Raw genomic sequence first — 11200 nt, 5'->3', positions numbered from 1 at the left:
TACGGTCGCGCGGCTACTCGGACCGACCGCCGAATAACTGACTCAATATAGAGGGTGATTCTGAACCGTCATCGGTCTCTCTCGCAGTACCGGAGTCTTCCTCGTGAGACTGCGCAGTCTCCCGGTCACGGGTGGCGAGTTCGTCAGTGAGGCGCTCGACTTCCGCTTCGAGAGCGTCGATGCGCTCGGTTTTCTCCGTGAGTGTCGCCTCGAGTTCGTCGACGCGCTCGCTCAAGAGCCGGTTCTTCTCGGCGAGATACGCGCGACTCCGCACCGAGTCAGCAGCGCCGACGTCTGGCGACGATGTGGCGGAGGTATCGTCTGCGGTGTCCGGGTCGTAGAACTCCGACGTGGTTGCAATCGCTCGCTCGATGGTCTTCTCCCCGTACGTCGACCCATCAGCGTAGTGGACCTCGTCCCATTTCTCCCGATGCAATCCTGACTGGCGGAACAGCTGCTCCATCTGCGTCCGGTCGCCGCCGGTCCAGAACGCCAGCAGACAACACAGCGCCATGTCGGCCTCGGACTGACTGTCGTAGCCAGCCGTATTCCCGTTCCAGAGCCGCTCGAACTTCTCGCCGTTCGATGCATTCCGCGCTTTCTCGAGGAGCTCCTCGTCGTCGAGGTCGACGTCAACGTCGGCTGCACCGGTCGTCTGTGACTCGTCGTCAGCGCCCTCATACTGCTTGGACTCGGAGGCCGTGTCACGCTCGGTGTCCTGGACGTACTCACGGTGAATCGCTGTGAGCGCGTCCTGCCGACGTGCAACGCGAGTGGGTGTCCACTCGACGTGGTCGCCAGTGACGGTGAAAAAGCGTGCCGTGTCGTACAATTCGACGCTCCCGCGCCGGTTCCGCCCGTCGGGGAGTTCGCCGGTGATCAGGACGTGATAGCCGGTTCCAGAGGGCGATACCTCCGTGTACGAGTCGAGTCGTGCGATGATGTCCAACGCCGCGTCGTCGACGTCGCCGGTTTCAGGATCACGGCAGTCGTCCAGGTCGATGCCGACGATGGGATCGTCGTCGGTAAACACGAACCCGACACCATCGGCGTGCTCTGTCTCGGTGTACTCGAGTGCTTTCTCGAAACTCGCCCAAGTCTCCGACTCTGTTGCTGACGCGAACCCGCCAGCCCCCGGCGCCACCGGAATCTTCGTCGGTTTGCCGTCTCGATCCTCTTCCCGCCAGCACACCCACTGCTCGCGTTCGCGCAACGTTTCCGGAATCACCTCCGACTCGTCGATACTACTCTCACTCATACTCGTATAGCACCCCGCATGGCTCTCACTGGCTCTGAGCCCACACAGAACTCACTCAGTTCCGCTCCTCGATCCAATCCCTTGGTCCCAACGGGGACCCCCCGTTCTATACTAGTTGGTTTTTGGGTGGAACATCCCCTATAACTGGGTGAAAACCGCCGGACGTGAGGGTGTTCCACCCATTTCGGCCCTCTCGTTGGTGTTCCACCCATTCGGGATTTGGGTGGAACATACCGTTGTCGGGCGATTATTGCCCTCCAGGTCTGATGGAGTGGAGTCATAATTTATTTTGGGTGGAACATCTTCCGAATATTTGTATAATTTCGGGAATTGGGCCGTGTACTCCCATTTTAAGACTGAGATTCTTCTTCAGATCGAATGCGGACACCTGTGTAATGCCGCACGGGTTCCCCGTCGATTCGCTTTTTTGTAGATCCAACCTCAAGATGAGTATTGAGCTTCCGCGTGAACCAGCTCTTATTCATCGGCTCGTCGATGCCATGTGCCTCTGCCCAGTCGTTATAGAGGCCGAATACGTCATCTTTTGGCACGGCTTCATCTGTGTCTTTGACGAGATATTCGCCGACGAATGATTCGAACGAGGGAGGCGATGAGTCTGTTTCCTCTTCCACCGGACCATCTAGCTGGCCGGCCTGACTACTTGGTTCTTCAGCGGCCGCTGATTCGGGCGATGCCGGACGGAGAATTTCCTTGGTAAGTGCCGAGAGTGGCTGCCCTCCACCGTCTTCATACAGGACCGACTCTGCCTCATCGTGAAGGATAACGATGCCGTACGTTGAATGCGTGTACTCTGGTACGGGGATATCATTTTCAGGGATGAATGGGCGCTTTATCTGGACCCAGTCATCTTCGAACGCCGATTTCGACTCGTAGATGTGTTGCTCACCGTGTTCGTACACGACGTACTCGTCGGCAGCGTGGTCGTAGCTGTAGATGGCTGGCACACGGTCCTTCGAGAGGTTCGCAAGCGACGGGACACGGACGTGTTCCGTCCCGCTGGTATCACGAAGGACGACCTCGTCGCCATCACGCTGCCAGATGTTTTGAGTCCCGTTCTCGCCGTCGTTTGCGGGACGAACAGCGGTCACCCCGCCGTCTTCGGTCGCCCCGCCGTTGAACGTGATATTTGAATCGTCAGTGTAGAACCGAGTATCGCCATTCTGCAACTCTCGAACGGGTTGTGTGAGAATGCCGTCGACACGCTCGGCCCACTCTGTTTCGTCTGATCCGGGGCGAACAACGAACAGCGGGATATCTCCTGCTTCCTGGGCTTTCCGGAGGTTCGTAAGTACCTTCGCGGGATTCTCGGGTGTCGTCGTCTCGACTTCGATGGCGAATCGGTCGTCAACGTCGGGGTGGCTCGCCCTCGCGTCCGGTTTCTCGCTGCCATCTTGTGCCAGGATCGAGACGGTGAACCCGAGTTCGGTAAGTTCTTCTTCGATCTGGAGAAGTGCTGTATCGTGGTCGCTCCCACCGGCGGCTTGCACGCCCCCGGTCTCGGGTGTCGCGACGTCTTCGCCAGCGTCGGTCAATCGAATCCGGATCTCGTCGGCGTCGATATCGACAGTCGTATCGAGATAACGTGACCGCTCGCGGATGTCTGCCAGTTCCTCATACGACGGCGGCTCGGTGTCGGCCCCTTCGAAGAGCCGTCTGAGCTCCTCGTCGACTGCTTCGACAGCTACCCAGCCGTTTTCTTCCCGACAGCCGTCTCGAAGCTGGCAGCTTCGAACTACCTTCGCGAGCGCGACGTCCAGATCGTCGCTTTCGAGGCTGAGCACTTCGTCGTAGTCGGCAGGTGTACTCGCTGTAGACACATCTGATTCTGCTGGCACTCCGTAGTCGTCACTGATGTCCTCGTACATCGAGGCGATTGTCTCAGTGAACTGTTCCTCCTCACGCTCTGTCAGCGGGTACTCACTCTCGGGATGGCCCGGTGGGATGTCGAGGGGTTTGAGACTAAACGGATACGGCCCGGTTTCCCCGAATGTCGGACTGAGTGTGCTGCCGATCAACTCTCCCCGGGGTAATGAGCCAATCCTGTTGGCGAAATTCGCTGGATCCATATCCTCGTGGGCCATGGCTTGTGCCAGGTCTCTATCGACGTTGATCTTGCTGACGAGTGACGTTCCGATGTTGTTCAGTGCGTTCAAGTAGACTTTTCGCCCACCTTCCGCTTCCAGTTGCTTGGGAAACTGCATCGAGAGGCCCACTGAAAGCTTGAATCCGCGGCCTTTCTCGAGGAGGTCGTTCATAATGTCGGAGACCACGACCGAGGATGCCTCGTCGACGAGGAGATTCACGACGTAATCGTCGGGGTATTGGGTGAGGTCACGCTTGCGGTCTTTGAGCGCATCGTCGAGATTGGTGAGGATCATCCCGGTCATAATCCGGGCTGCCTCGTCACGGAGATCGCCGAGGTCGAACAGGATTACTTGATTCTCATCGAGCACCTCCCGGAAATCGAACTGGTTCTCCGTGTTGTTGAAGATGCGGCGCAGGTGGGGGTTCTGCGAGATGTAGTTGAGGCGGTGCGTGACCCCGCCCATCACGTTGTCAAAGGTGGTCGAATCGTGTTGGAATTGCCGCCGGATCATGCGGGCGACCTCTTCGTCACTCGACCGGGGTGCGTCCGCGAGGTTCGGCTGTGGTGGACCGGATTCCCACAGCTGGTCGACGACGTGTTCGAGCTGTCGGTGAGCGAAGTAGTCCGTCGACTCGCGGTACTGGCCGTTTTCCCGGCCGTATTCCTCGTCGAACAGGGCGGTGATGAGCGTCTTGATGAGGGTCGGGGCAACCGTGGCTCGCTTGTATCGCTCCTCGTCCATGACGAGCTTCAGGATCTCCTCGTAATGGTCGGCTTTTCGCCGGACTGCATCCTCACGTCGGCGGCCACTCTCTAGCGAAGGTTCGAGATCGAAAAAGGAGAACCCGGGAAGCACGTCCGGGATCGGGAAGTGGACGACGTTCTCTTTGAGGTCGGTCATCCCAAACCGACGTGCGTGAGCCCGCATGTAGTTCTGGGCCATATCGTCGTTTTTCGGGATGATGATGATGTTCGGGCCCTCGGTGGTATCGTACAGCGACAGCAAATCGTTGATCTGGCCTTTCGACTTGCCTGAGCCGGTGGTGCCGAATCGTCCGTAATGCATCGGCAGCAGTTGGGGCGGAATGCGTGTCGGGACATCTTCGGGGTCGCCGTTCTCGTCGAGGGCGTAGCCGATGGCCATCCCCTCGCGGAACTCGCTCATGATGTCCTGATGCGGTCGTGCGAGCGGATTCCGACTCTGTTGTTCCGCACGTGTTCCGCGTGCGCCTTCGACGGAGAGTTGCTCCGAGGAGGGCACCACCACGAAGTTCGCAAGCTCGCGGCCATCCAGCACGAACTCGGGTCGGGTCTTCCCGCGGCCGGTCGTGATTTCGCGGTCTAAGAGCCGGTGTAGCGCGGTTCGTGCATGCTGGTCTTTCTTGGCCTGCCGCAAGCCGTTGTCGCGCAGCCGCTCGGCCCGTATCTTGTAGCACGGCCCGTCAAGTGTATTGAAGACTGACCCGAGTGACTGTAAGCGCTTGTCGAGTGCCTCACGCTCGTCCTCATCGGATGGGACGCCAAGGGCGCGAATATTCGCCGTAAACGAGCGCTTCGCGTGTTTCGCCTCGATAGCGCCGACACGATCGGCTCGTGTGCCACGCAACTCCTCTCGGCTTCGGCTATTGGATCCATCGTCAGGCTCCAAGAGGGGTCCGAAAAACCGCTGTGCCCAGGTGTCCCGCCCATCGATGATGTCTTCTATGCGAACGTCGGCATCGCCCTGCCAGCTATCTCGCTGCTGGAAGACGACTTGGAACGCGAGTGGTGCGCTCGCCGCCGTCAAGTCATCGACGAGCGACGCGAGCGCGCCACCGGGCTGGTCGACGGCATCGGGACTATCGTCTCCATCGTCGCCAGTGAACGGCGAGATCGAGGACATCCAGTCCTGTTTTCGAGTCGCCGAGCCCTGCCACCGGACACCGAGCGGGGAGACGGTATCTGTCGCTGGCCGAGCAAGGACGGTCCCCTCTGACGTCATCGTTGGTTTCGCCAGCGTTGTGACCGGCTTGTCCCTGGGCATCGCCTCTGGTGGGGCGAGTTCGAGGGCGGTGTCTCCGACTTTCACGATATGGTCGGCAGATAGGTCAGCGGCTGTTCCTCCATCTGCGGCTGATTCGGTGTCTGCCGGCTCGGCCTGACTGTTGTCGTCAGTTCCGTGGTCGTAGTGCTCGTCAGGACCGAATTCGTACTGGAGTCTCCCTGACTCATACTGTTCGACGAATGCGTCACGGTCGAATTCGACAGGCTGGACGAGTCGGGATGCGACATCGACCTCGACGTGTTCGAGGTCGAACGTCTCGGGATAGATCGATCGGAGCCGCTTCTTGAGGGTATCCAAGTGGTCGTCGGCGCCGTAATAGAACTCGACAGGTTCGTCCTCCCCCTCGCTGAGCGCGAGGAATTCGAATCGCAGCGGTGTCTCGCTATGGAGGGGATTCAGTTTGTTAGCTAACCCTGTCGAATCGGTTGCAGTCAGTTTGTGAAGACTCTCTACTGCCTTCGGCAGACGTTCTTGAGCGAACTGTTCAGAGGTCGGCGTCACGCGAAGGTACTCACACATTGGTATCACTCTCTTTTGAACCGCCATCGGATTCCGCTGGCAGCCGCTCGGGCGCTGTTTCTTCGTTGTCGGTCGCTCGGGCTTCGAGATCGTCTTGGAACGCCTGGACATCCGTGTCCACAGCGTCTTCACCAGTTCCGGGGAGCGAGGTTCGCCGTTGCTCGGTTGGCTCGAAATCGATTACCTGTTTCTCCTTGGGCATCGCTTCGACCTGGATACCGCGCCACTCGCCGTCGACGCCGACGAGCGCTTCGGCGAAGCCGGCGTCCTCGTTGCCGGGCACCGCGTCCTGGACGAACCGCATCTGCGCGTAGTTCAGCCCGAACTCGTCGGCCCACGCCTTGTCCATCCCGTCGAGGCGGTGGAACTGCTTGACCGCACACTGGTCGAGGATTGCTTCGGACTCGGCGTGCTCGAAGAACTCGTCGACGGTCTGTGTGACCAGCCGAATCGAGAGATCGTGGTGTCGGTGGTGCCGGAACACCGTCTCGAGAAACGCCAGACTCGCGGCGTCCTGCATGATGTAGCGGGCCTCGTCGATGTAGAACACCACTTCCTTGTCCGAGACCTTCGCTCGCTCGTACACCAGCGAGATGAGTAGCTGCATCGTCAGCGCCGTGCTGCTGTCCACGCTGCCCTCCTGCTGGGCGAGGTCGAGATAGACGACCTTCTCATCTCGGATGTCGAAGTCGGATTCTTGGCCGAGATTCCCATGACGGCCGTCGTCCTCGAAGGGGCGGAGCTGGTCGAGCAGCCACGTCGCGTCTTCCTTGATTTTCCCGGCTTCCTCGTCGGAGCGGACCACGAACTCCTCGGGGTCGTCGATCATGTCCTCGAAGACATCCATCATGTCGCGGATGGTCGGACTCGGGTTGGTGTGCGTGGTGATGTCGTCCGTAATCCCCTGACGCTTGTAGGCGCGCTTGAGCCCGAGTTCGAGTGTTGTCCGCCGGTCGCCGAGCGAGATGCCGCGGAGCGCGAAGAAGTTCGTGAGGAAGCTCATCGCGTCGTCGAGCTTCTCGTTGAACGGGCTCGCGTCCTCGCCCATCGCCCGCTGGACGTGGTCGGGCGTCTCGCGGATCTCCAAGGGATTCAATCCGAGCGTCCCACCGACGGTGATTCGCTTGGCGTCGAGCGCCTCTGAGACCCCCGCCCAGTTGTTCAACGGCTCGAGGATGATGCCGATACGGTCCTTGCTCTGTTCGATGGACCGGATGAAGTTCTGCTTGGAACTGAACGACTTCCCCGAGCCCGTGTCGCCGACTGTGAACATCGCATATCCGTTATCTCGGGAGAAGGGATCGATGACGACGGGGCTTTGGTTGTCTTTGTGAATGCCAAACTCGACACCGCCCTCCTCGAGGATCGTCGCGTTGTGCGGCGAGGACAGTAACGCACCGACGGCGCCGCCCAGCGCAATCGACGTGCGGCCGAACTCGTTGTCGCCGATCGGCGCGGCCGACTGGAGGGCGAGGTCCTGTCGGCAGATGGCGGTCTTCGGCGTGAGGTTCGCCGGGTCGTCACGGAGTGCACTCTTGACCGTTTGGACGGCGTCTCTGAGAGCGTCTTTCTCGTCGGCCCGCACGGTGATGAACATCCCCTGGTCGAAGACGTTCGCGCCGTTCTCGACGGCCGTGTACGTCGCTGCGGCCTCGTTGGCACGCTCTTGGAGATAGGCACTCCGAATACTCTGTTCGAGGTCAGCATCGACCTGGAGGTCGTCAGCGATGTCCTGCAGTTCGTTCCGGGCTCGCTCTTGATTTTTGGGCGAAATGTGGGCGGTGAGATCGAATTCGACGTCGGTCAGCTCGAAGAGGTCGCTCAAATACCCGTCGTTGGGATAGTCGGCATAGTTGGCGATGTACAGCGTCGTCGTCCACTGCTCGCCGACCCGTGCGGCTCGCGTTCCCCACTCGATAGCCCCGGGCGCCGTTACCGTCTTGTGCGACTCGGAGATGTCATCGAGGAGCTGACGTTCGGCCTCGCCGTCCTCGAGCGTTTCCTCGTCAAGGATGTCTGAGAAATCTACGGTTGGTTCATCATCCGTAGTGAAGCGGTCCCAGAGATGTTTGCTGCCGAGACCAAGGCCGATACCCAATACGAGGGCAAGCGCTGCTCCCTCGACTGCTGTCAGGTTCTGGAGCCACTCGGTGACGGGGTCAAGCGCGCCACCACCAGCCTGGAGGACCAGGTTACGCATCGTGTGGATCCTCCCGGCGCGAGTGGCCGATGATCGATTGGTCGCGAACGACGCGCTCGGCTTCGTCGTAGTCGTGTTCGCGGCCGTTCCAGAAGTCCATATTCAGGACGAACAGCTCGACCGTGCTGAGCCGACGCGCAGACCAGCCCGACGCCTGCTGGATGAACTCGGAGCGTACGTCGTTGACGCGACTGTCGAGTTTCTCGAACATCTGGGCACGGCGTTCGACGTCGGTGAGGTCCTCGCGACGGGTAACGAACGGGTTGAACAGGAAGCCGATGACCGGGAACTGCGTCAGCTTCTCGGCGGGGGTGCCCTCGTCGCGGAAGCGGTCGTACACCTCGATAGGGCTGACTTCAACGCCGATGTAGTACCGGACCTGCTGGATACCGCGGTCACGCATCTCCTTCGGTCGCGTCTCCCGGTACTCCTCGAGGAGCTCTTTGAAGATCGGGTTCTCTGTGACGTCTTCGTCAGTGAGGCGCTCCTCGATGGTCTCCGTGATCTGTTCCACCGGAAATGACCGGGTGGTCGCGTAGAGTTTGAGCTTCGAGTCCAGTTCCTTGTTAGCGAACTCCTCGCCGGCGTCCTGGAGCTGCGCCCAGTCGTCGGACATCGCGAAATCCATATTCGCTGGATCGATCTCGATGAACGCCTCCATTGCGCCGTCTTCACGTTGGATCGCGCTAGCGCCCGGCCACGCTCGCTCGATGTTCGTGAGGTCCTGGGTTCGCTCGTCGGGCGTGAACGGCGTGTAGTTCGCGAGCCCGCCCTCGTTGCGCTCTGACTCGTTGGTACTGCTGTCAGCCTCCTCGGGCGCACTGAACGTGACCTGCGGCCGTTTGAGGTACCGATAGACGTCTTTGGTCCACGTCCAGGCGTTCAGGTGGTTGGGTGAGACGTAGATGACGGCGACGCCAAATCCGAGCCCACCAGCGACGAACGGGAGGGCAAGCGACTCGATGCCGGTGAGGCCCGCGATAAACAACCCAATGATGGGGAAGGCGATGAGCATACCGACGTCGCCTTCCTCGATATTGAGATACGGGATTTGGCTCTCCTCACCGAACTGGTCCATGATGCGCCGTGCGGCCGCGTCTTGATCTGCTGACATTGTTAGTGGATCCCTCGGTCAAAGTCCATTCCGTGTTCGTCACTCGTCGAGTCCGCTGTCGCTCCACCCGGGTCATTCTCGGTACGCCGGTACGACGGTGAGCCCCCCTCATCGCCGCCTTGTCCACCGCGGGCAGCCGCTTTTTGTGCAACGGCGTGGCCGGCAGCGGCTTTCGGTCCCCACCTGGCGGCGGTCGTCGCGACGCCGGCGCCACCGACGTAGGCTCCGGCGGCGACACCGCCGACAAGGGCTGCGCCTTTCGTCGCACCGCCGACGACTTTGGCCGTCAACGGCGTTGCGTATTTGAACGTTTTCCACGTGATGAAGAGTGCGACCAGTGGGAGGGACGCAGCGACGAGATACTTGAGGAACGCTGTTCCTGGTGTGAGCGTCCCACCTGAGTAAATCAAGTCGTATCCCTTGAGGACCATTGCAGCTGGAAGCGGGAGGACAGCCAACGGGACGAACCGTTTGCAGAACCCCATTGCGATATCGGATACGACCGGAATGTTTCCGTAGGCCACTGCAATAGCAACTGGCATCCCGTACAGGTAGACATAGATCAGGATCATCCGGATGTAGAACAGTGCTTCCAGAGCCCACATTGAGATTCCACCAATCACGGCGAACAATAGCCCCAGTCCGGGATTTGTAATGGCTGCTCCCAGAAACTCAAGCATTGCTGAGGATACGGAGGAAAGCTCCGGCATCAGTGCAATGGTGAACCCGTCGACGAGGTAGAGTGCAAGAGTCCCAACCCAATACCACGTAATGATTAGAAAGGCTCCGACCCAGGCCGTCTTCTTCGTTTTTCGGGCTTCGTAGGCACTTCCAATATTGAAGATTCGAACCGTGTGACGCCCCTGGACACTCATCACGAGAAGCAAGAGAGCGATCAGCATAATTTCGCCGCCGATGAGGGCATCATGGATCGCCGGCCAGGGTGCGTTGATCGGGTCACCGAAGACAAAGGCTCCGTTCGTCTCTGGGGTCGGGGTTCCGAACATACCCTCAGTCAGCGTGTCATATCCCGATCTGAGACCATCCATGAACAGCTCGATGAACCACTCAACGACGTCCTTGGCACCCTCAACGACGACGTTAATGAGATCAACCATCGTCAGTCCCCGTGATCGTGACCGTACAGTCAGTCATATCGTCGGAACCAGAGTACTGGACATTGTAGGCATTCGTGACTTGATTACCACTGACTCGGGTCTCGACGATAACCGTGAACTGGCCGCTGTTACCATCTGGGGAACACCCCATTCCGGCCTCACTCTCTGAACCGAACGGGAACGAATTACTGAACAGGTCGACCGTCTCACCAGGAGAGACTACTACCCGGTCGGTTTCGTGCATTCCACTGCCCCTGGGGTCCTCAATTGGATTGGGGGCGTCTCCGGAGAAGATCAGTTCAGTTATCGCTTCCGGGCCACTCCCTGTGTTCTCTACCGTGACGAATGCCTCGCCATTCTTGATCCGATCTGTCTCGGATTCACCATAGACTTCGTCCCACGGCTTGTCTGGATTATTCCGATAGAGTCCGACATCCTGTATCTGGATCTCTGGACGGAATTCAGTCGTGGTCTTGACTACTGTCTCCTCGCCCTTCAACGCGAGTACACGGTACTCACCGGGCGTGTACGTGGTGCCGATATCGAACGAAACCTGTTGGGCACCTGTGGCTACGTCACGCTCTCCGAATAGCTCGCCGTTCGGTTGGATGAGGTTGACTTGGTCGACGTCGGCGTCCGCAGAGAGTTCGACGACGAGTGTAGTCCCCTCGACAGCGATACGCGTGAGCGGGCCGTGGCCGTCTGGAGACGTGGTTCCGTCTCTGGGCGTTCCAGACCCGCCATTGTCGTTCAGGCAGCCAGCGACGCCCACGAGCGCTGCGCCAGCGACTGTTTGGAGGGCGGTTCGCCGACTGATCTGTGGGTGGTTTCTGGTCATAG

6 protein-coding genes are annotated in these 11200 nt (G+C 59.7%); all 6 read right to left on the bottom strand.

The genetic code is table 11. The annotated features are described in order from the left end of the window. Positions 1–13: 13 nt before the first annotated feature. The 6 genes from NO887_RS14915 to NO887_RS14890 all read right to left on the bottom strand — a co-directional run bounded on the left by NO887_RS14915 (position 14) and on the right by NO887_RS14890 (position 11198). On the bottom strand, positions 14–1258 hold the full coding sequence (locus tag NO887_RS14915) for a phage NrS-1 polymerase family protein (protein WP_256419005.1): 1245 nt from the start codon (positions 1256–1258) through the stop codon (positions 14–16). A 350-nt stretch (positions 1259–1608) separates the two neighbouring features. Continuing rightward, entirely contained in the window at positions 1609–5928 is a 4320-nt protein-coding gene (locus tag NO887_RS14910; protein ID WP_256419004.1) for a primase-like DNA-binding domain-containing protein, read from the bottom strand. Then, on the bottom strand, positions 5921–8128 hold the full coding sequence (locus NO887_RS14905) for a VirB4 family type IV secretion system protein (RefSeq protein ID WP_256419003.1): 2208 nt from the start codon (positions 8126–8128) through the stop codon (positions 5921–5923). The genes NO887_RS14910 and NO887_RS14905 overlap by 8 nt, the downstream gene beginning before the upstream one ends. Then, complete coding sequence (locus NO887_RS14900) at positions 8121–9242, bottom strand: TraC-like domain-containing protein (RefSeq protein WP_256419002.1); 1122 nt, start codon at positions 9240–9242, stop codon at positions 8121–8123. The genes NO887_RS14905 and NO887_RS14900 overlap by 8 nt, the downstream gene beginning before the upstream one ends. A gap of 2 nt (positions 9243–9244) precedes the next feature. After that, entirely contained in the window at positions 9245–10360 is a 1116-nt protein-coding gene (locus NO887_RS14895; RefSeq protein WP_256419001.1) for a TrbL/VirB6 family protein, read from the bottom strand. Continuing rightward, complete coding sequence (locus tag NO887_RS14890) at positions 10353–11198, bottom strand: hypothetical protein (RefSeq protein ID WP_256419000.1); 846 nt, start codon at positions 11196–11198, stop codon at positions 10353–10355. Before NO887_RS14890 ends, NO887_RS14895 begins: the two co-directional genes overlap by 8 nt. Positions 11199–11200 lie beyond the last annotated feature (2 nt).

The organism is Halorubrum laminariae (assembly GCF_024494655.1).
Lineage (GTDB): Archaea > Halobacteriota > Halobacteria > Halobacteriales > Haloferacaceae > Halorubrum > Halorubrum laminariae.
Note: the sequence above shows the minus strand (reverse complement) of the source record. Positions and strands in the feature narration are given on the sequence as shown.